The sequence below is a fragment of the Sulfurovum sp. MH2-6 genome (genome assembly GCF_058374785.1).
The window spans coordinates 84,406-104,442 of the sequence record NZ_CM178170.1 but is presented as its reverse complement, the minus strand read 5'-3'; the positions used below and the strand labels follow the sequence as shown (position 1 = coordinate 104,442).

At 46.7% G+C, this 20,037-nt stretch carries 14 protein-coding genes and 4 tRNA genes; 5 read left to right on the top strand and 13 right to left on the bottom strand.

Annotated elements, in window-relative coordinates; all coding sequences use genetic code 11:
* Positions 1 to 19: 19 nt before the first annotated feature.
* Entirely contained in the window at positions 20 to 3,112 is a 3,093-nt protein-coding gene (locus tag AC4JOV_RS00485) for an efflux RND transporter permease subunit (RefSeq protein WP_229937077.1), read from the bottom strand.
* Between the two features lie 164 nt (positions 3,113 to 3,276).
* Between AC4JOV_RS00485 and AC4JOV_RS00480 the strand changes: the two genes are divergently transcribed.
* From AC4JOV_RS00480 to AC4JOV_RS00470, 3 genes are read left to right on the top strand one after another with little or no spacing between them, the layout of a single operon-like run.
* Positions 3,277 to 3,747, top strand: a complete 471-nt coding sequence (locus tag AC4JOV_RS00480) for a toxin-antitoxin system YwqK family antitoxin (protein WP_229937078.1) — start codon at positions 3,277 to 3,279, stop codon at positions 3,745 to 3,747.
* 6 nt (positions 3,748 to 3,753) lie between these two features.
* Positions 3,754 to 4,425, top strand: a complete 672-nt coding sequence (locus AC4JOV_RS00475; protein ID WP_229937079.1) for a M48 family metallopeptidase — start codon at positions 3,754 to 3,756, stop codon at positions 4,423 to 4,425.
* A 10-nt stretch (positions 4,426 to 4,435) separates the two neighbouring features.
* Positions 4,436 to 4,696 (top strand): hypothetical protein, encoded by a 261-nt coding sequence (locus tag AC4JOV_RS00470; RefSeq protein ID WP_229937080.1) that lies wholly within the window; start codon positions 4,436 to 4,438, stop codon positions 4,694 to 4,696.
* Positions 4,697 to 4,893: 197 nt separating this feature from the next.
* On the opposite strand, the gene AC4JOV_RS00465 is transcribed toward AC4JOV_RS00470, so the two are convergent.
* From AC4JOV_RS00465 to AC4JOV_RS00445, 5 genes are all read right to left on the bottom strand, one after another.
* The gene (locus tag AC4JOV_RS00465; protein ID WP_404820166.1) at positions 4,894 to 5,766 is read right to left on the bottom strand and encodes a bifunctional methionine sulfoxide reductase B/A protein; all 873 of its coding nucleotides are present in this window, start codon (positions 5,764 to 5,766) and stop codon (positions 4,894 to 4,896) included.
* A gap of 128 nt (positions 5,767 to 5,894) precedes the next feature.
* Positions 5,895 to 6,278, bottom strand: a complete 384-nt coding sequence (locus AC4JOV_RS00460) for a DoxX family protein (protein WP_229937081.1) — start codon at positions 6,276 to 6,278, stop codon at positions 5,895 to 5,897.
* Between the two features lie 95 nt (positions 6,279 to 6,373).
* Positions 6,374 to 7,075, bottom strand: a complete 702-nt coding sequence (locus AC4JOV_RS00455) for a porin family protein (protein ID WP_229937082.1) — start codon at positions 7,073 to 7,075, stop codon at positions 6,374 to 6,376.
* Positions 7,076 to 7,089: 14 nt separating this feature from the next.
* A complete protein-coding gene (locus AC4JOV_RS00450; protein WP_229937083.1) occupies positions 7,090 to 12,012 on the bottom strand; it encodes a DUF7507 domain-containing protein in 4,923 nt (1,640 codons plus the stop codon).
* A 403-nt stretch (positions 12,013 to 12,415) separates the two neighbouring features.
* Positions 12,416 to 12,883 carry an MOSC domain-containing protein gene (locus AC4JOV_RS00445; RefSeq protein WP_229937084.1) on the bottom strand — a complete coding sequence of 156 codons (468 nt, stop codon included), beginning with the start codon at positions 12,881 to 12,883 and terminating at the stop codon, positions 12,416 to 12,418.
* A gap of 201 nt (positions 12,884 to 13,084) precedes the next feature.
* Between AC4JOV_RS00445 and AC4JOV_RS00440 the strand changes: the two genes are divergently transcribed.
* The gene (locus AC4JOV_RS00440; RefSeq protein ID WP_229937085.1) at positions 13,085 to 13,342 is read left to right on the top strand and encodes a hypothetical protein; all 258 of its coding nucleotides are present in this window, start codon (positions 13,085 to 13,087) and stop codon (positions 13,340 to 13,342) included.
* A gap of 291 nt (positions 13,343 to 13,633) precedes the next feature.
* Here AC4JOV_RS00440 and AC4JOV_RS00435 read toward each other — a convergent pair.
* The 4 genes from AC4JOV_RS00435 to AC4JOV_RS00420 all read right to left on the bottom strand — a co-directional run bounded on the left by AC4JOV_RS00435 (position 13,634) and on the right by AC4JOV_RS00420 (position 14,198).
* Positions 13,634 to 13,721: transfer RNA gene (locus AC4JOV_RS00435), tRNA-Ser, on the bottom strand.
* 84 nt (positions 13,722 to 13,805) lie between these two features.
* Positions 13,806 to 13,879: transfer RNA gene (locus AC4JOV_RS00430), tRNA-Cys, on the bottom strand.
* 27 nt (positions 13,880 to 13,906) lie between these two features.
* Positions 13,907 to 13,994: transfer RNA gene (locus AC4JOV_RS00425), tRNA-Leu, on the bottom strand.
* A 129-nt stretch (positions 13,995 to 14,123) separates the two neighbouring features.
* Positions 14,124 to 14,198, bottom strand: a tRNA-Gly gene (locus tag AC4JOV_RS00420).
* Positions 14,199 to 14,375: 177 nt separating this feature from the next.
* Here AC4JOV_RS00420 and ilvD point away from each other — a divergent pair.
* Positions 14,376 to 16,064 (top strand): dihydroxy-acid dehydratase, encoded by a 1,689-nt coding sequence (ilvD, locus tag AC4JOV_RS00415; RefSeq protein WP_229937086.1) that lies wholly within the window; start codon positions 14,376 to 14,378, stop codon positions 16,062 to 16,064.
* 729 nt (positions 16,065 to 16,793) lie between these two features.
* Here ilvD and AC4JOV_RS00410 read toward each other — a convergent pair.
* From AC4JOV_RS00410 to AC4JOV_RS00400, 3 genes are all read right to left on the bottom strand, one after another.
* Positions 16,794 to 17,693 (bottom strand): C40 family peptidase, encoded by a 900-nt coding sequence (locus AC4JOV_RS00410; protein ID WP_229937087.1) that lies wholly within the window; start codon positions 17,691 to 17,693, stop codon positions 16,794 to 16,796.
* A 92-nt stretch (positions 17,694 to 17,785) separates the two neighbouring features.
* The gene (locus AC4JOV_RS00405; RefSeq protein WP_229937088.1) at positions 17,786 to 19,462 is read right to left on the bottom strand and encodes a GMC family oxidoreductase; all 1,677 of its coding nucleotides are present in this window, start codon (positions 19,460 to 19,462) and stop codon (positions 17,786 to 17,788) included.
* Entirely contained in the window at positions 19,459 to 19,959 is a 501-nt protein-coding gene (locus AC4JOV_RS00400) for a gluconate 2-dehydrogenase subunit 3 family protein (RefSeq protein WP_229937089.1), read from the bottom strand. Before AC4JOV_RS00400 ends, AC4JOV_RS00405 begins: the two co-directional genes overlap by 4 nt.
* Positions 19,960 to 20,037 lie beyond the last annotated feature (78 nt).

Sequence of the window (20,037 nt, the reverse complement as noted above, 5' to 3'; positions counted from 1 at the left end):
CCCTTTCTTTTCTTCTATATTACTCTCTTGCCGGTTTGATCTTGTTTACTACCGCATAGAGGGCCGGAAGATAGATAAGGTTGAGTACCGTACCCCAGAGCAATCCGAATCCAAGAGAGATCGCGATCGGCTGAAGGATCACCGCCTGACCCGTGGCATAGAAGATCAGTGTAAAGAGCCCCAGGAACGTAGTGATAGAGGTGATCAGAATCGGTCTGAGTCTCAGCTTTGCCCGCTCATAGAAGGTTTCGGCATTGTGTGTGCCATGGAGGAAGTCAAGCATAATGATCCCGTCATTGATAACAACCCCGGCAAGCCCCAACATACCGATCACGGAAGGCATGGAGAGGTTGATCCCCAAAAGAAGATGCCCCACGAGCGCTCCCAGAAGTGAGAAAGGGATCACTGACATCACCATCAGTGCATAGCGGATACGAGGGAAGATAAAGAGCAAGGTGATCAGGATCAAAAAGAGTGCGATCACGACAGCCCGCTGCATATCGTTCTTCAACTGCTCGTTCTTCTCGCTTTCCCCCTGAAGGGTCACCGTGACTCCCTCAGCTTTGATCTCCTCAAGCAGAGGTTCTATCTCTTTGAGTACATCCAACGGAGTGGTCTTTTTCTTGTTCACATTGGCAAAGACCGACTTGACGATATTGCCGTTGTACTTTTCGATCTTCTCATAGGCTCTGACCTTCTCTATCTCAGCGATCTCTGTCAACTTGACAAACGCCCCCTCCGGCGTAGGGATCATGAAATTCATCAACGTCTCTTCAGAATCTTTATCCAAAGCACGTGTACGTATCTCCATCACCCCCGACTCCCCGAAGGTCATCGCTTTACGGCTGTCCAGGAAGTAACCCGCCAGGGTCTTTGCTACCATGCTTTCACTCAGTCCAAGCTGCTCACCGTAGCTGTTGATGCGCAGCTTATACTCTTTTTTCCCCAGCTGTGCATTGTCCGTCACATCCTTCACATGCGGGACACCCACCAGTTTCTCTTCGATCTTCATGATCGCCTCGGTGATCTTCTGGCTCTCTTTACTGCTGAGATTGATCTTGATATCACTTTTGATCAGCCCCGGTTTCTGCTCCTTGACGCCAAGCTCTTCCAGCCCGTACTTCTCCTGGAGCGGTTTGATCTCTTCTTTCAGCATCTGTGCGATCTCATAGGTATGGTGTTCTCTGATACGCTCAGGATCATTGAAATTGAACTCAAATGTCAGGATCGGGTTAACCAGTGCATCGATGAAGTTCTGCGGCTTCATATCATAAAGCTCCAGTGTGATATAGAGCAGATTATCCCCCTGCTCACTCTCCCCGGAGAGTGCTACCCTGCTTCCTGTGACAGTAGAGGTAGCCTTGAGCGCATACTCCTCTTTATGCGCGATCACAAACTTTTCTATCTCCTCGGTGATCTTCTGGGTCTGCTCGATAGGGGTATCGATATTGGCCTTTCCCGAGATATAGAGATAGTTCCCGTCAAAGCTCGGGAAGAACTGGAAGTTGAGCATCTTGATTGTCAATACAGTCAAAATAGGGATCAACACCACAAATGTAAAGAGGAATGTATACCTGAAGTGGATCACTTTATGGAGAAAAGCCTCATAGAGATCCTGAAACTTCGTCCAGTCGATCATGTTTTTCTGCTTTTTCAGGATCTCCTCTGCATGCAGCGGCAGAAAGAGAAAACTCTCGATCAAAGAACCGATCAGGATCATGATCACCGCGATCGGGATCAGAATGATAAAGTTCTTGATCTCTCCTGTCATCATAAAGAGCGGTAAAAAGGCTGCGATGGTTGTCAAGGTTGCCAGAGAGACAGGTAGAAGCATCTCCTTGACCCCGCGTATGACTGCCTCTCTCTTCTCTACTCCCTGGTTGATATAGCGCTGGATATTCTCGCCCACAACGATCGCATCATCGACCACGATACCGATAACGATCAGTCCGCCGAGCAGCGAGACGATGTTGATCGAGTAGCCCATAAAATAGATGAAGATCAGCCCCACGGCAAAAGAGATAGGGATACCCATCGCCACTACCGTTGCGATACGGGCATTGATCAGCAGTGCCATCGAAGCAAAAACCAGGATCAGTCCGAAGAGCAGGTTTGAGATCACGACATTGAGCCTGTCTTTGACCGGTTTGGAGGTGTCCTGGTAGAAATCAAAATAGATCTCCGGATACTCCTTGGAGAGTTTCTCTTCGGCAAAATTTCTCAGTGTCTCGGAGAGCTCTATGGCATTCCCTTCAGGCCCCTTGGAGATCACCAGTGTCATATTGCGGCGGCCGTTAAAGGTAGAGAGTGTCTGATCTTGCGGATAGTTGATCTCTATCTGGGCGATATCCCCCAGTCTCACCTGATGCTCCCCAACCTTGATCAGGGTCGATTCCCACGCTTGCTGCCCCTCTTTCCCGTGCACGGTAGAGAGGAAGATATAGTTCCCGCTCTCTTTGATATCCCCGATCGGATAGATATAGGAGAGGTTGGAGACTGCCGAGATCACCGCTGAGGGATCAAGACCATACGCGCGTACCTGCTCTTTCTCCAGACGGATAGAGATCTCCTGGTCCGCATCCCCGTAGATACTCACTTCGCTGATATACTGCAACCTGGCGATTTTGGATTTGATCTCCTTGGCACGTTCGATCAGCTCGCCTTTGCTTAGCTTCTCACTGGAGAGAGACAGGCTCATTAACGGTCTGTTATGATTAAGTATCTGAGCGGTAGGCTCCACCATATCCGAAGGGAGATACTGCCTGCTTCTGGCGATCGCATCTTTGGCTTTGTCCAGTGCATCACTCTTGTCCGCACCGTTTTCCAGGTTGATGGTGATCGAGAAATTCCCCGGACGTATCACTGTTTCGATACTCTCTACCCCATGGATATTGCCCAATTCATCTTCGATATCGCGTACCGCCATCTTGTCGAGGTTTTCTGCACTTGCCCCGCTGTAAGCACCGCTGATAGAGATCTTATCCAGTGCGATATCGGGGAAAAGCTCTTTGGGGATATTCTGGTAGGCATTCATCCCCAAAAAGAGAAGAAAAAAGAGCAGCACATAATTGAGCCGTTTATTATGTAAAAAGTACTCTATCATCTTCATCATCTCTGATCCTTTTGCGCTAAAAATTGGTGCATTATACCCGCCCTGACGGCTTCTTGTCAATCATTTCTTCGATAGTATCACAGGATTTGTAACATCAAAGTAAACCCAAAATGATTTATTGTATACTACAATCAGATATATATCATATAGTCAAGGTGAATCACATGAAAAAGTTCTCGTTTTTACTCCCATTTCTACTTCTTTTTCTCTTTAACGGATGTAACAGTACAACCTCACATAGCCTTAATCCGAAAAAGCGTGTTGTAGATGTCAAAAAAGAGTACTACACCGGCGGCATGCTTCGCTCTGAGTTTCTTATGTATGACAAGAGCGGCATGAACGGTCTGCGTAAACTGTATGGTTACAAGGGGACACTTACATCAAAGGTAGAGATCCAGAATGGCGTCAAGCACGGGAAGGAGACCATCTATGATGATGAGGGACGTGTACGTCTGGTCAAACCCTATATCAAGGGACGTATCGACGGTATCGCAACGGTCTATTACGAAAATGCTTTACCGATGATGACCATTACCTATGTCAAGGGTGTCAAGCATGGGCCCGCAACCAAATATAACAGAGATGGATCAGTGTTTGAAAAAAAGGTATTTAGCCACGGGAAAATGACCCGATAGACGCAGATGCTTCCTCTCTTGCCTCACTATACCCACATCATCAATCCAAGGTTGAAACATATCTACCTCAAATTTGACGATGCAGGGAATCTCATCATTAAATCCCCCAAAGTATCACAACGCCGGATAGAACAGATCCTGCTGAAAAAATCCGCATGGATCAACCGTGCACGGGAGAAGATAGCATCCCAGAAAGGCAGAGGGGTAGACTTCTCAGAAGAGAGCGAGCTCTACTACCTTGGAGACGCCTATCCCCTGCAGCTTCTACCGCACGGGAAAAAAAGGACGACGCTCCTTTTTGAAGAGGAGTCTTTCACCCTAAAGTACCATGCGTATGACGAAGGGCTGTTTGAAGCGCATATCAACCGCTTCTATAAGGCGGAGGCACAAAGGGTTGTCCCTCCGCTTGTAGAGAAATGGGCAGGGAGGATGCAACTTTTCCCTACAAAGATCAGCTTTAGAAAAACCAAACGCCAATGGGGAAGCTGTTCGGCTAAAAATGCCTTATCCTTCAATACCATGATGATGAAACTCCCCCAAAATGTGATAGAATACATCATCGTTCACGAACTGGCGCATATCGCACACAAACATCATCAAAAACCGTTTTGGGAGCTGGTAGAAAAACACCTTCCGGAGTACAAAACGTATATCGCCACACTCAAAACCTATAGATAAAGGATCAGGGATGGATACCCTCTATGTCGTACTTTTTATGCTTATCGTACTTATCGGATCGGTCATGGGCTACATCTACTATCTCAAAGAGAAGAAAGCACAGCTTGATGCGATCAAAAGGGGGTTTTGTCCCTCCTGTAAGCAAAATACGATCGAGATCACCGACCAGCGCTCCAGCGGATGCTGCGGACCGAAGATGATCACCTTTGAGTGCAACAGCTGCGGCTACACCAATACATTCTCCATCGAACAGGGATGCGGGATAAAATAGGGAGCAAGGAGCAAGGAGCAAGGAGCAAGGAGCAAGGAGCAAGGAGCAAGGAGCAAGGAGCAAGGAGCATCATGACAGAGTCAGGAGAGTGTGTCAAGTGTTTTTTGTGATTTGTGAATTGCTAAACACTTTTCAAAGAAAAGCCTACCAAAACTCCTAACACCGAATTCCTCACTAGCAGCAGAGCTGCTCTCTGCCTAGTCAAAACGCTTGACACGCCGGTGACAATAGGGACTGCTCCCCTTGCGTTTATAATAGTCCTGGTGATACGTTTCGGCTTCATAAAACGGTGAAGCATCGCGTACCTTCGTTGCGATCTTGTACCCTTTTTTCTCAAGCAGCCCTATCAGCCTGTTGACTGTTTGGCGCTCTTTGTCACTGTTGACAAAAACGGCAGAGAGGTATTGCGTTCCGATATCGGGCCCCTGCCCATCCGCTTGTGTAGGGTCATGTATCTCAAAAAAGGTTTTTGCCAGGGTTTCAAAAGAGACCTGGGCAGGGTCATAGATCACCTCAACTGTCTCCAGGTGCCCCGTATTCCCGCGTACGACATCATAATATCCAGGATCTTTGAGACTTCCGCCCATAAATCCGGAACGCACTTCTCTCACCCCTTTGATCTGCTCCATATAGTACTCCACGCCCCAGAAGCACCCTCCGGCAAAGTAGGCTTTGGCCTCCTCACTATTGCTATTTTTCTTTTTGTCAAACGTCAAGGAGACAGAGTTGACGCAGTGGCGGGTATTTTTCTTCGTATACCCCTCCCCTCTGAAAACGTGTCCCAGATGCGCGCCGCAGTTGGCACAGACGATCTCCGTACGTATCCCGTCCTTATCTGGTATCTCTCTGATCGCTCCGGGTATCGCATCATCAAAACTCGGCCAGCCGCAGTGGGAGTCAAATTTGTCCGAGGATCTGTAAAGCGGGGCATTACAGACTTTACAGCGATAGAGACCATCCTCTTTGGTATAGACATACTCCCCGGAAAATGCTCTCTCTGTACCCTTGTTGATCAGCACATGCTTCTCAAACTCACTGAGTCTCTCCACATTGCTCTTCCAGGGTTTCATGGAGGCGGGTATCTCTGCAGCCATACCCACAGCAACAACGATCAACCATACAGCTAAAATACGTTTCATTATGTACCTTTCATTTGGGCTGCAACTATCATACTCCGCCAATGTGCAATGGCAATGTACTAGTCCCTCATTACGGCATACTTTCCTGAACCCATCAGCAGGATCGTAACGGCGCTCAAGAGATAGAACATCGGCAGTTCAACTGCCCAGGCCCCGTGTGCGCCCAGACTCAAAAGATCACCCCCGTGTGCAAGGTAGAGTACAGTGATCATATTGAAAGCGATAATAGCCGCCCATACTCTGCTCTTCCAGCCGATGATCAGGAAGATCGGTGCAAGTATCTCACCCACATAGACACCGTAAGCCAGCATCTCCGGGAGTCCCTGGGAACTCAGCATTCCTTTGATAAACCCTATCCCGTTCAATGCTTTGTGGATACCGTGAAACAGCATCATCCCTCCGACCATTACCCTGAGTATCAGTTTTGCGATATTATCAGCCATATTTGTCTCCTGTAGATTATATATTGTGTAAGTTTACTGTGAATTATTGAAGAAAAGAAGAGAACCGGAAAACCCGAAGGGGTTTCCGGTATCGATTAGAAGTCGTAGGTAATACCGAAGCTGACAATGTCAGAGGTGATATTGTCCGGTCCCTCATTATGAAGAAGTCTCTGGTAATCTACCCAGAGTCCCCATCCGACTTCCTGGTCACCATGACCATCAAACGGTCTGTCAAATTCCAGGATGGCGTTTCCGTTATCGGTATAGGATTCATAATCGTCATCCTTGGAGGAGAGATCAAACTCCAACCCTATACCATAGCTGAATCCATTATGCTTGAAAGTATCCTGTACCGTCCCGCAGTCTGTCTCAACTTCCGTATGTCCATACCCTAAAAGCGCATAGATATTGACTCTTTCGCTCACAGGGGTTTTTGGCTTCAGATAGATCCCGTAGTGGGTAGTATCAAAAAGACCATCCCCGATACTGCCTGTCAGAAAACGTCCTTCCACTCCTACATACTGGTTAAAGTCATATCCCAGCCTTGCTATGCCACCCCACTTGGAGTCTTCCACGCGTACTTCATACCTCGGTTCACCTTGCAGGTCAGTACAGATACAGTCTCTACTGACATTGGACCAAAGCAATCCGATACCGATATAAAAGGGATTCGTATCCACCGGTTCAGCTAAAGCTGCAACCGGAGCTACCGCAGGCTCAACAAGTTTGCCTCCTGCAGAGAGTGTGCTTATGGACAAAAGAGTACTTAATGCCGCTGTTCTAATGATCGTTTTCATTATCTCTTCCTCCTTTATCTTCTATTTTGATTTAGTTCTTCTCTACGGACGAAGTAAAGTCCAACCATCAGGGTCATCAACATCATCAGTGACGCCGAGATCGTACCCAATGCCGAACCGCTGTCGCTCTTTTCCATATCATAGCAGGTACAATAAATCCCTGCATCCACATCATAGTTGGCTACGGTGCTGACTGTGACAGGATCCGACTCTCCGGTCGCAGCGTCAGCATCCGAATCTATGCTCTCATCGCCACCTGCATATCTCTGCGTAAAGATATAGTTTTCCGGCAGATTTGCAGGAGAGAATCTGAGGATATAGGTACCAGGTCTTACAAAGAAACTATATTTCCCGTTTTCATCTGTCTCTACCGAACCGATACCGTTGATATCTGTCATCGCTATACCGTTCTCGTCCAAAAGCTCTACGGTGAAGCCCTCTACCGGATCTTCCCCCTTATCTTGAATACCATTGTTATCATCATCATACCAGACAAAATCTCCGATATCCACGCCTACAATACCTGTATAGTGGCTCAGGTCGCTATCGGTCACCTCTATTTCATTTGGATACAACCAACCGCTCACTGATCCATTATTCTCATATTCTCCCTCTGTGACCGTACCGCTTGCCGTACACGTCATACTCGCACCCGCTGCAAGTGTTGACTCAGGACAAGAGACTGTAACGCCTTGATCATCTGTTACAACAATAGCATTAAGAGGCACATTTCCTGTATTTGTCACCAGGTAGGTCCAGTTCACGGGATCACCGACAATAAGAGTCGGACCTGTACCTGAGGTATCTGCATCCATACCATTGGTCGATTTTTCGATATCGATCGCCGGTGCCGCTCCATAGTAGTGGCTTGGATCATTTGCACTCAACTGTATGCCTGTATTGAGCGAAGTTGCCGTTACGCTACCCGTATTATTGTACTGCCCTGCAACAGCCGTGCCGCTTGCCGTACATGTCATACTCTCACCCGCTGCAAGTGTAGTAGTACCATTACAATCCACTGTAACACCCCGATCATCGGTTACGACAATCGAATTAAGGGCCTCATTACCTGAATTTGTCACCACATACTCCCATGTGACCGGATCACCTACCGGGATGTATGGTCCAGGTGCTGCATCGGCATCCTCTCCATTGGTCGATTTTTCAATATCGATCGCCGGTGCCGCTCCATAGTAGTGGCTTGGATCCTCATCTCCTACCTGCTGACCTGTTACCCCGGCAACTGCTGTTACGGTACCTAAGTTGCTATACTGACCCAGAACGGCTGTACCGCTTGCCGTACACGTCATGTTTGCACCGACAGCCAAAGTGGTTTGAGGACAATTGATCACTCCTATTTCTGAATCTGTTACTGCAATCGTATCAAGAGCCACATTCCCTAAATTGCTCACCACATAGGTCCATGTGACAGAATTACCTACCAAAATAAATGGACCTGTTACAGTATCTGCATCCACTCCATTGGTCGATTTTTCAATACCGATCGCCGGTGCCGCTCCATAGTAGTGGCTTAAGTCACTATCACTTACCTGTTGACCTGTATTTACTGAATTCGCCGTTACACTACCGGTGTTACTGTACTGCCCTGCAACAGCCGTGCCGTTTGCAGTACATGTCATACTCTCACCGATAGCCAGAGTTGTTTTCGGACACGTGACCGCTCCCACTTCAGAGTCTATGACGGCAACCGTTTCAAGGGCCACATTCCCTCCATTTGTCACCACATAGGTCCAGGTTACCGCGGCTCCTACCGCAATAAATGGACCAGGTGCTGCATCGGCATCCACTCCATTAGTCGATTTTTCGATATCGATCACCGGTGCATCCCCGAAATAGTGACTTGGATCACTGGCATTTACCTCTAGACCTGTAGTAGTTATCGTTGCAATCACACTACCCAGGTTTGTATACTGCCCTTCAACAGCGGTACCGCTTGCAGAACAGATCATTGTTTCACCCTGTGCAAGTATGGTAGTACCGTTACAATCTACAGCAACACCCTGATCATCTGTTACCACTATACTACTCAGCTCTCCATATCCTGTATTTGTCACCACATACTCCCATGAGACAGGTGCACCTAGCGGGATATATGGGCCAGGTGCCGCATCGGCATCCTCTCCATTGGTCGATTTTTCGATCGCGATCGAAGGGGTACCGATCGTAGCACTGCCGCTGTCATTCGTTCCGTTGGTATCATTCTGATCCAGGCTGCTAATCTGGGCTGTGTTTGTAAATGTACCGCTGCTGTTGACTGTTCCCGTGATCGTCAATGTTGCAGTCTGCGTCACATTCAATTCAGGTATCGTCCAGTTCGGTGCGACATACGTACCAAGTGATGCCGTATGTCCAGTTACATTGAGCCACGTCAGATCCTCTTCTTCGATGACAAGATTCGTTACTGCGATCGGACCGTTGTTGGTTGCAGTGACCGTATAGGTGATCGTGTCACCTACTCTAGGATAAGAGATATCAACCGTTTTGTCCACAGCCACATCCACTTCATTGCTGGCTATAAATCTAGCCGTTCCGCAATTATTGCTCAGGTTTGTGTCAATTGTAGTAGTGACCGCACATGCCAGGTTGTCATGAGGGTTGTGTGCTGCCGCTCCGCTGTCCACGGTAAAGTGAACCACAAGCGTCTCTACTGCACCAAACGCCATATCCCCTATCGTCCATACCGTACCATCTGGGCTTAATGTCCCTACAGAAGCGTTATAGTCACCCGCGTAAGTTACATAATCCGGCACCGGCAAAAGATCGTTTACAACAACATCTACTGCCGTATCCGGACCAAAGTTCGTCACCGTAATCGTATAGTTGATATCCTCTGTTTCATACGGCATAGGATTGTTCACCGTCTTTGTCACCTGAAGATCACTTAAAGGAGTATGCGTAAGCGTAATGTTCGCATCATCACAATCATTGCTGTCCGTATCATTGGTATCGGTCGTACACGCGATATTTTGGACCGTCTTTGAAGCCGTCACATAGTTAGTGGTGATATAAATCGTCAATGTCGCAGAATCTCCGTTTGCCAAATCCCCGATACTCCACTGCCCGGCTCCCGGATTATATGTCCCTACGCTTGCCACGTGACTCACATAGGTTACATCCGTAGGGAGCAGGTCGTTGAGCGTAACACCGGTTGCATCATCTACCGGTCCGTTGTTGGTAACTGTGATCTGGTAAGCAGCTGGTACTCCCTCCAATAATCCGATAGTATCTACCCATGTTGCATTATCGTCACTGACCTTTTTGACAACCTCAAGATCAAAGCTTAAAGGATTTACCGTGATCGAATCGTATACAACCGCACTATGGTTGATCTCACAACTTGTTGTAGAGGCGTTGATCTCACCTATCGCATAGTTATCATTCAATCCGCCCGGTAGACCTATTTTGACAAGGAGATTGATCGATTCGCCCTGTGCTAGGGTTACATTGCCGTCTGCTGTCAGATTGATATCCCCGGGGCTGAAGATACCGTTTCCATCGACATCATTATAGTATTCGATATACGCAACCGAGAAGTTACCGTCGGTCTGGATCAGATTCAAGGTCATGGTATCAGCTGCATTTCCTGTATTGGTCAGGTTATGCTCGAAATATACATACGGTATCGTAGCCGCTTGCGTCGCAGAGAGTGTAATATTGCGATCCGGTACCAGTGTCACGCCGCAATACTCCAGTACTGCCTCCCCGTAACACCCTGCCATGTTCTCATCGATCTGACCCGGAGGGTTCGTCGATGTTACAGAAGCGTTCATCGCACTCACATGGTAGGTAATACGCTGGAACGGTTCCAGGTTGAGGAAGGCCCATCTCAGACGCCACTCCATTTTGACACCCGCATCATCGATACCGCCTGAAGCCACAGTGACCCCTACGGCACTACCGTCAGCACCGGTAATATCTACCGAATTGGTCGTATCCAGGCTTCCGTTGAGTGTATACCCGTCACCGGATCCTACCCATGTCGAATCCGGTACCTGTCCGCCAGGTGCCAGTTTCCCACTGTCGATTTCTTCCTGCGTCCAGACCATAGGATCGAAATTTACCTCATCTGCCGGGATATACGGATAGAAGGTCAAAGAAACCGTACCGGTATTCCCTTGCCACCCTGCTTCGATAGCGAAGTCCGGCATCCATGTGCCATTGACATCCATACCATCACCCATCAAGCCATCGCCGTCTCTGTCGGCATAGTATAGGAATGTCTGCGTATTGCTGGTCGATCCTACCCTATAGGTATAACCATACGCATAGAGATCATCTCCCGTCCAGGTAAACTGTACCAGGTTTCTCCCTGTTGATTGTACCGGAGCATCTTTGTCCTGGGAACAGCCATAGTCACAGATATTGTTATCCGGATCAGCATATACACTGCTCCAGTCACTGATATTTCCATCAATACTTATGGTTTTTTTCGTGACATTTCCATCTGCATCATCACAGACACAATCCCCACCGAAGAACATACCGTAGTCCTGATCAGTGAACTCTTCATCCCCGCTAATGATGCTATAGGTTGCCTCTCCATCTGCACTGAAAGGTTCGGTAAAAGGACTGTCAGGATCTATTGTAAATACCATATTTGGCGGAGGTGTTGCAGAGGTATCCTGCGAATTTGAGTTATTATCGATGATAACCCTTACATCAATCCCTGTCCTGCCTGTAGAAAACTCATATTTACCGGAGAGATTAATATCTTCATTATAAAGCGGTCCCTGTACAGTGACCCACTTCTCATCCTCGATCATCTTGATCCAGACTGATTCCTGGGTACACGTTTCATTGTCATCCTTGAAACCATCTGCATTTTGATCACAGAATACCTGTCCACTGATCGTTGCTGCCGTGATAGGTGCAACGGATAGCAGGCCAATAGCTAAAAGTCTTTGCATTAACTTCATGCTTACCCCTTTTTCTAGAATTTCACTCGACTGGCCTTATGCACATACTTTCAATAGTAGTCCTCAAGCACCGCTTATATTCCATTGACCGGTATCCATCCCCTTAGTTTTTCTCTTATCAATGGCACCTATTTTAAGTATATCAAAAATAAAATTAGTTTCTTGTTATTATTTTTTCTAATCTTTAGAATTTAAGTTTACATTATAAAACATAAGTAAGCCTTATAAATTTGGTTATATAATGAGATAGACTAAAAATAAGCAAAGTAGATTTCATATCATAAATCTGATCAAAGAAAGAGAGCTACATGCCTGAATATACACCTAGAAATTAAGATCGGAGTTTCCATCTGGCATCCGTTCAATAGATACCATGCACCTTATAATTTCAAGCTACGGTGATTTATTCTTCCATGATAATTTCATCCCCACATTGTATCATACCGCTTTTCACGATAATGGCACGGTAACCTCCGATATACTTCAATCCCTTCATGATATCTCTATCCAGAAGTCTAGAGAGATAACGGCATGGCGGACAACTGCGTACGATGCGGAACTTTGCACTCCCTATCCTGAAGACACGATCCCCTATCTGCTCTGCATTAAAGTCCCTGATCACCAGGTTCCTGCGCAGATCGCTAAAGTCCAAATCACTATCCAGACGTCTGTTACATTCAGCCAAACTCTCATACGGCAGGATACTCACCTCCCTGACAGACTGATCCAGCTGCGGTTTGTTGAAGGTACCCTTTCCATAAAAGTAGCGGTCCCCCTCCAGGCCTTTTCCTTCTGCGGCATATACACTCTCAACATAGTATAATGGTTCTCTGGCCTTCTCCCCTATGATAATTGCATGTAGTCTCATCATGTATATCGTCCTAAAGTAAAATGAAAGAGGTGTCGATCTCATCTCTTTTTTCTTCTCTCACTGATCATTCTAACGCTATTGACTTATTGTCATCTGAAAAGTGATAGATAAAAAATATCAAATATGACGATCTGCTATTCATACTTTTTTCACACTTATTTTTTATACTTCTTCTACCATTAAATCAATAGAAGGATAAAAATGAAAAAGATCGCACTTAGTATCATTTTGGCAAGCGTAGGCATTGTTTCATCAGCATCTGCAGATGAGAATAACAATGAAGCGATGTATAAATACTCATATCAATACCAAGAGAAACAAGAAGCACAGGCAAAACATCAGTATCAACATCAAAAACAAGAGGCATATGAAAGAAAAAATGCATTCAAAGGTACAAATCCAAACATGGGAAGCATGGGCGGTACAGGGATGAGAATCAAAAGCGGTGGACGTCACTAAGGAGTCCCCCCTCTCATCCATTTCCAAAAAATAGTTTCTCCTTTTTTTGTAGAGGTTGCCAGCCCCCTTAGCAGCCTCTCTCCTCCTTCACTTACTCTACCCATAAAGATATTTCTAGAGAGCCAAATGGTATGTTTGATCTTTAGATATAGGTTAAAAAATATAAATTCTATCAAATGCTAAATAGTATATAGTGCTGGAAATAGGTTGCAATAAGTCTGAAATATTAATCAGATAAAAGGCTTTAAAGTTATGTTATATCGGTATTTAAAAAGAATTGATTAAAAGTTATGGCCGGGAGAGGGGGATTCGAACCCCCGGAGGTGTTACCCTCACCGGTTTTCAAGACCGGCACATTCGACCACTCTGACATCTCCCGACAAATATAAGAAGAACAGAATTTTATCTCAAAAAGATAAAATTTAGTTTAATAAAGTTTTTTTCATCAAAATTAGATGAAAAATGGAGGCGCCACCCAGATTCGAACTGGGGATAGAAGCTTTGCAGGCTCCGGCCTTACCACTTGGCGATGGCGCCATTTTTCTTATCTTAACAATGTTTTAGTGGTGCCCGGGGCCGGACTCGAACCGGCACGGTCGCAATGACCGGGGGATTTTAAGTCCCCTGTGTCTACCAATTTCACCACCCGGGCCCAATCGAACACCAGTTTTAATTGCAAATTTTATTCAAGTCTTTCTCTCAACTTCTGAACCAATCGGTGAAGCTTTAGTGAGATGAATTGAAAATGGACTTTGTTCATTTTCAAGAAGACCTCTATTAATGGAGCGGGCGAACGGATTCGAACCGTCGACCCTAACCTTGGCAAGGTTATGCTCTACCCCTGAGCTACGCCCGCACTCCAGACCAAATCTCGAGAATTTCCCAAAATTGGAGTGCAATTATAGCTAAAAACTCTTTTAATGTAAAGCAAAAACAGACAATTTTTTGAAAAAAACATCTTTACTATGAGTTTTTGCATTTTTTGAGATGCAAAGTGCTATAATCGCCTAAAACTATAGATAAAGGCTTTTCCATGAGAAGTGACGAAATAAAACAGGGGTTTAGCAGAGCTCCGCACAGAAGTTTGCTTCGTGCAACAGGGGTAAAAGACGAGGACTTTGACAAGCCGTTCATCGGTGTAGCCAACTCTTTTATCGAGATCATCCCGGGACACTTTTTCCTTAACAAAGTAGCTGAAGTGATCAAAGAGGAGATCCGTGCGAACGGGTGTGTACCCTTTGAGTTTAACACGATCGGTGTAGATGACGGTATCGCGATGGGCCATGACGGAATGCTCTACTCTCTTCCAAGCCGTGAGATTATCGCTAACTCAGTTGAGACGGTAATGAACGCACATAAACTTGATGCGATGATCGCGATCCCTAACTGTGACAAGATCGTACCGGGGATGATCATGGGTGCGCTTCGTGTCAATGTACCGACTGTTTTTGTCTCCGGGGGACCGATGCAGAAAGGTCATACCAAAGACGGAAAACCGATCGACTTGGCTACTGCATTTGAAGCGGTAGGGAAACATGAGACCGGAGAGATCTCTGACGACGAGCTTTACGATATCGAATGTAATGCCTGCCCGAGCGGAGGAAGCTGTTCAGGAATGTTTACGGCAAACTCTATGAACACACTTATGGAAGCAATGGGTATCGCTCTCCCTGGTAACGGTACGATCCTCGCACTCACACCTGAAAGAACAGAGCTTTACAAAAAAGCTGCCCGCCGCATCTGTGAGATCGCAAAGATGGAACAGGCTCAGCGTGAAAAGTACAAGGTCAGAAATATCCTGAATGAGAAAGCCGTACGCAATGCCTTTGCCGTGGATATGGCAATGGGTGGAAGCTCTAACACCGTGCTTCATATGCTGGCAATCGCAAAAGAGGCAGAAGTAGACTTCAACCTGGAAGATATCAACCTCATCTCCAAAAAGGTTTCTCATATCGCCAAGATCTCTCCGTCACTCTCAACAGTGCATATGGAAGATATCAACAAGGCCGGTGGTGTGAATGCGGTGATGCATGAGATGAAAAAACGTGGGGAGGATATCCTTCTGGATAATCTTTGTATCGGAGGAGAGACACTCTATGAGAAGATCCAGGATGCAGAGATCCTCGACACTGAGATTATCCATACGATCGACAACCCTTATTCAGAGGTTGGCGGTCTTGCTATCCTGTACGGAAACCTGGCAGAACAAGGTGCCGTGATAAAAACTGCAGGGATTACCGGAGAGAGAGTCTTCACAGGTACAGCCGTATGTTTCAACTCTCAAGATGAGGCGATCAAAGGGATCATCAACGGTAAAGTAAAAGCAGGGAATGTCGTAGTCATCCGTTACGAGGGACCTAGAGGTGGACCTGGTATGCAGGAGATGCTCAGCCCTACAAGCCTTATCATGGGTATGGGACTGGGTGACAAGGTTGCCCTCATTACTGACGGTAGATTCTCAGGTGCAACAAGAGGAGCAAGTATCGGTCACGTGAGCCCGGAAGCGGCAGAAGGCGGACTTATCGGCCTGCTGGAAGACGGGGATGAGATCTTTATCGACGTGGACAACTATATCCTTGAAGCAAAACTCACCTTCGAAGAGATCGCAGAAAGAAGAGACAACTTCAAACCGATCGTCAAACCGCTTAGCAGCAAATGGCTCAAACAGTACCGCGCACTTGTTACCAATGCAAGTTCCGGTGCGGTGCTAGAGGCAGAGTAAACTTTTCCAGCCTCTTTGACTGTCAGGGGATCCCCTTGACAGCTCTCTTTCCTCATCTCCCCGGACAAGAAATCACTATGTTCTACTTTTTTCTCAAAGTTGGAGTGCATAATTGTTGGTGCGTGGTTACGCACCCTACGCGATACATTTAAACTCATTTCACTACAGTGCTATCCATAAGTTTGGCACCGCCAAACGTTCTCAACCAATCTTTATGCTTTATAACAAAATCGATATAGTCATTCCCACGGACACCGTGGGAATAAAGGAAATCATTAATCACACGAAGTGTGCCTTGTTGTGGTGAACGACCTTGTAAGCGAAGCGATTCGAGAGCCACAACGCTTTTTTGCTTCGTTTTTTCTAAAAAAATGAAGAGAGAACCACCGCCTCAATAGTATAAACAAGGAAATTCATACGTTATAGTAACAGCCGTTTGTATTCCAAGCTATAAACTGCTTACGTGGCTTCACTTCGTTACGACTTAGCCTACAGCGTTATACAAGTATACATCGCTTCCGGTTCCGAGCTTACAAAAGCAAAGCAGTTTGACTTTGCTTAATGCTTCTCATCCTTATGCTTCAAGTCGGGAATGACAAGTACAATTCATACGCGAACGTTGCGCCTATGAACTACTAGAAGTAAATTTTGATAGATAAAAGGGAATAAAAGTAAGAGAAAAGTATCTAGGAAATGAAAGAAGAAGCCGGAGAGGCTTCTTACGAGAGATTATTCAGGTCTTCTTGCACCCATATAGCGTTGTGAGTAAAATGCTTTACCCAGACTTGTGATCACCACTTTTTTCTTTGCTGAAGAGGCGTGGATAAACTTGTTATCTCCCAGGTAGATACCTACGTGGTTGACATACCCTTTACGTCTTTTTGAGGTATCAAAGAAGATCAGGTCGCCTTTTTGGAGTTCGGATCTTTTGATAAACTTACCATACTTGGACTGCATGATAGAGGTTCTTGGGATATCAATACCGTTCTTTTTATAGCAATATTTTGTAAATCCCGAACAGTCAAATGTCCCTTTTGTTCCCGTTGCACCCCACACGTACCGGTTACCCAGTTTTGTCTTGGCAACCTCTACGATCTCGTCATTATTCTCATCACCAAAGAATAGATCTCCCAGGTTAAAGACATCTTTTTTCGTGGGCTCTTTTTCCATATAAGAAGACTTTGGCAGACTTGCAAGTGTCTGCGCCAGTTTTCTGTCACTTGTTTTTGTTGTCTTTTTTGCAACCTTCACGCTCTTCGCCGCAGGCACCTTGATCGTCTGCCCGGCTCTCAGCGTATTCCCCTTCAGACCATTCAGCGATTTAAGCGTTGAGATATTTGTCTTATATTTTCTGGCGATTATAGAGAGTGCATCTCCGCTCTTGACTTTATAGCTTACGGTCTTCAGAGCCTTTTTTGTACCGGGAACCGTTAAAACTTTCCCTACCTTCAGCGTACCATCTTTTTTAAGCCCATTGAGTTTGCAGAGTTGCGTGATCGAAGTGTTATTTGCTTTGGCGATCGCGTATAGCGTCTCACCCTTTTTAACCTTATGCGTTGCAGCCGATGCATAAGATGTAGCTATAGAAGCCACCGCAAGTGAAATCAACAATGTATGTAGTTTTTTCAAGAGTATACCTTTCAAATTGATGATTTTCTTCCCGCCCCATATTTTACATATGTATAATACCTATCTATGATTAATCAAAAATAAACCCAACTTTACGTTTTACTTAAATGTTTTACGATTCGGTCAGCAACTCTGAAGGCATTGGCGTAGATCGTCCAAGTATAGGCCACAGAGCCTCCTGTCGGCATAAAACTGGCATCTGCCACATAAAGGTTGGGGATATCATGGGATTGACAGTGGCTGTTCAGCACGGACGTTTTCGGATCATTACCAAAGCGGCAGCCGCCCGCTATCAGGTTTTGCGGGGGTGCGCCGGAGATAGAGCTGTAGATGTTTTCGGCACCCATCTCTTCGAGTACCGCTTCACACTTTTGGGCGATATAGTTGCCCACTTTCAGGTCATGGGGATGGTTGACGATACGCAGTTTGCCTACGGGCATACCGTATTTGTCTTTGTGGTTTTCATCTATCGTTACAAAACAGTCATCATTGGGCAGCCAGTCGTTAAAGATCTCAAAGCGGATACTCTTGCTCTCTGTCAAACGCTTGACGACTCTCTCCCCCAAAGCTTGACCCCATACCAGCCTCCCCTCCTCTTCGTTGTTCTTGCGGGCCCGGGAGATGATGTTCTGATGTTCGAACATAAACTCGACCGAACCTCCCTTGAACCTGCCGTCCCACCAGTGATCGATAGCGTACCAATCCAGGATAGACCGGTTGACAAAGAGTCCTCTCTCCATCAATGCTTCAAAGCTGATCTCCTTGAGACTCTCTTTATGCAGCTCCCCCTGCCCCGAACCTCCTGCAGAAAAGATCAGGTTTTTCCCAAGTTCTCCGGAGCTGTTGGAGAGACCGTCGGGATGATGGCGGTTCCTGGAGTTCAGGAGCAAACGGGCACTCTCGTGTGCCTGTGCCGCCAGGACAAAGATATCGGCAGTGATCCTGCGCTCTTTCCCTGTCACTGTGTCTACAATGACAGCTGCTGTCACCTCTTCCTTCGTACTCTCCAGGGACTTCACATAGGTATGGCTCATCAGTGTCAGGTTACCGGTAGCCAGTGCGGGGAACAGCAGTGCCTCTCTTGAACTCCCCTTTGCTCCCGAACCGCATCCGTAGCTTCCGCAGAAGTTGGAGTAGTAGCAGGCACTGCGGTGATCCTTATCCTTTGATAGCACCGCACGAGGCGTCACAAGCGGTGTGATCCCAAGGGCATGACAACTTTTGTCAAAGAGCTTGACAACTTCGTTCTCTCTGGTCGGAGGCTGCGGAAAGTCCGGAGTACTCCTCCAAGGCTCAAAGGGGTGTTTTTGATAGGCTCCCGATATCCCGATCACCTCTTCGGCCATCGTGTAGTAGGGTTCAAGGTCGCTATAGGAGATGGGCCAGTCGACGACATTGGCACCTTCGATCTCACCATACTTACTCTTCAGTCTGAAGTCATCGGGATGCATACGGTGGAACATCCCGCTCATCAGGTTGGAGGAGCCCCCGACGATATTACCGTTCCAAAAGCTCCATCCCGACTCATAGGTAGGTGTCGCAACCCATTCCCCGTCTACCTTCTCCTCTATCATATGGTACTCGTCAAACAGGCTGGGAGTGATAATATCCCTCCGGCAATAGGCCAGTTCATCTTTACTAAACTCTTCTCGCCCTATCAGGCTCCCTTTTTCAAGCATCGCCACCTTATAACCGGCACGGCACAGCGTATAAGCTACTGCACCGCCGCTGGCACCGGACCCTACGATCACCACATCAAAACTGCTCATCCCTCGATATACCTTCGCTTCGGTCGCGGTACTCCCCCGAAACTCTCTACGGCCTTCCATCCCTCCTGACCGATATTGGAACCGTAGATCGGATCAGAGAAGATCGCCTCCATCGTCAGGGTCATGATACGTGCAAGCCAGTTGCTTCCGTAACGTGTCTCTTCATAGCTCCGCAATGCACGCTCTTTCTCATCATGCTTCATCATCAAAAACTTTCCCTCTGTGCGCGTCTCAAGCTCCCGGGCTCCCTCTATCACAAAACGCCTGATATCCCTGTCATAGCTGCTATGCGTGACCGTCTCCCGAAGAAAGGTGATCGTATCCATCGCTTTGGCCGAGGGTAGTCTGCTTCCTTCCGGGAACATATGCTGCTGCACTGCTGCGATCGTCGCTTCTACCTCTCCCAGCGCTTTTCTCTCCGCAATCATCTCCTGCGCATCTATAGAGGCAGAGAGCCCTATCACAGCACTGGTTGCCAAAAAGTCTCTTCGGTTCATTCTTTCTCTCTATCGTAATCTATCTATACCATCTTAAGGTGTTTCTGTGTACTTCCGGTGGAATCCACTCTACACAGA

What these genes read in the sequence shown, in the direction of transcription:
- AC4JOV_RS00440 (WP_229937085.1), top strand. Translation starts at nt 13,085, where the DNA reads ATGAAAAAGATCGCACTTAGTATCATTTTGGCAAGCGTAGGCATTGTT.
- AC4JOV_RS00480 (WP_229937078.1), top strand. Translation starts at nt 3,277, where the DNA reads ATGAAAAAGTTCTCGTTTTTACTCCCATTTCTACTTCTTTTTCTCTTT.
- AC4JOV_RS00455 (WP_229937082.1), bottom strand. Translation starts at nt 7,075, where the DNA reads ATGAAAACGATCATTAGAACAGCGGCATTAAGTACTCTTTTGTCCATA.
- AC4JOV_RS00460 (WP_229937081.1), bottom strand. Translation starts at nt 6,278, where the DNA reads ATGGCTGATAATATCGCAAAACTGATACTCAGGGTAATGGTCGGAGGG.
- AC4JOV_RS00470 (WP_229937080.1), top strand. Translation starts at nt 4,436, where the DNA reads ATGGATACCCTCTATGTCGTACTTTTTATGCTTATCGTACTTATCGGA.
- AC4JOV_RS00400 (WP_229937089.1), bottom strand. Translation starts at nt 19,959, where the DNA reads ATGAACCGAAGAGACTTTTTGGCAACCAGTGCTGTGATAGGGCTCTCT.
- AC4JOV_RS00475 (WP_229937079.1), top strand. Translation starts at nt 3,754, where the DNA reads ATGCTTCCTCTCTTGCCTCACTATACCCACATCATCAATCCAAGGTTG.
- AC4JOV_RS00405 (WP_229937088.1), bottom strand. Translation starts at nt 19,462, where the DNA reads ATGAGCAGTTTTGATGTGGTGATCGTAGGGTCCGGTGCCAGCGGCGGT.
- ilvD (WP_229937086.1), top strand. Translation starts at nt 14,376, where the DNA reads ATGAGAAGTGACGAAATAAAACAGGGGTTTAGCAGAGCTCCGCACAGA.
- AC4JOV_RS00450 (WP_229937083.1), bottom strand. Translation starts at nt 12,012, where the DNA reads ATGAAGTTAATGCAAAGACTTTTAGCTATTGGCCTGCTATCCGTTGCA.
- AC4JOV_RS00465 (WP_404820166.1), bottom strand. Translation starts at nt 5,766, where the DNA reads ATGAAACCCTGGAAGAGCAATGTGGAGAGACTCAGTGAGTTTGAGAAG.
- AC4JOV_RS00445 (WP_229937084.1), bottom strand. Translation starts at nt 12,883, where the DNA reads ATGATGAGACTACATGCAATTATCATAGGGGAGAAGGCCAGAGAACCA.
- AC4JOV_RS00485 (WP_229937077.1), bottom strand. Translation starts at nt 3,112, where the DNA reads ATGATGAAGATGATAGAGTACTTTTTACATAATAAACGGCTCAATTAT.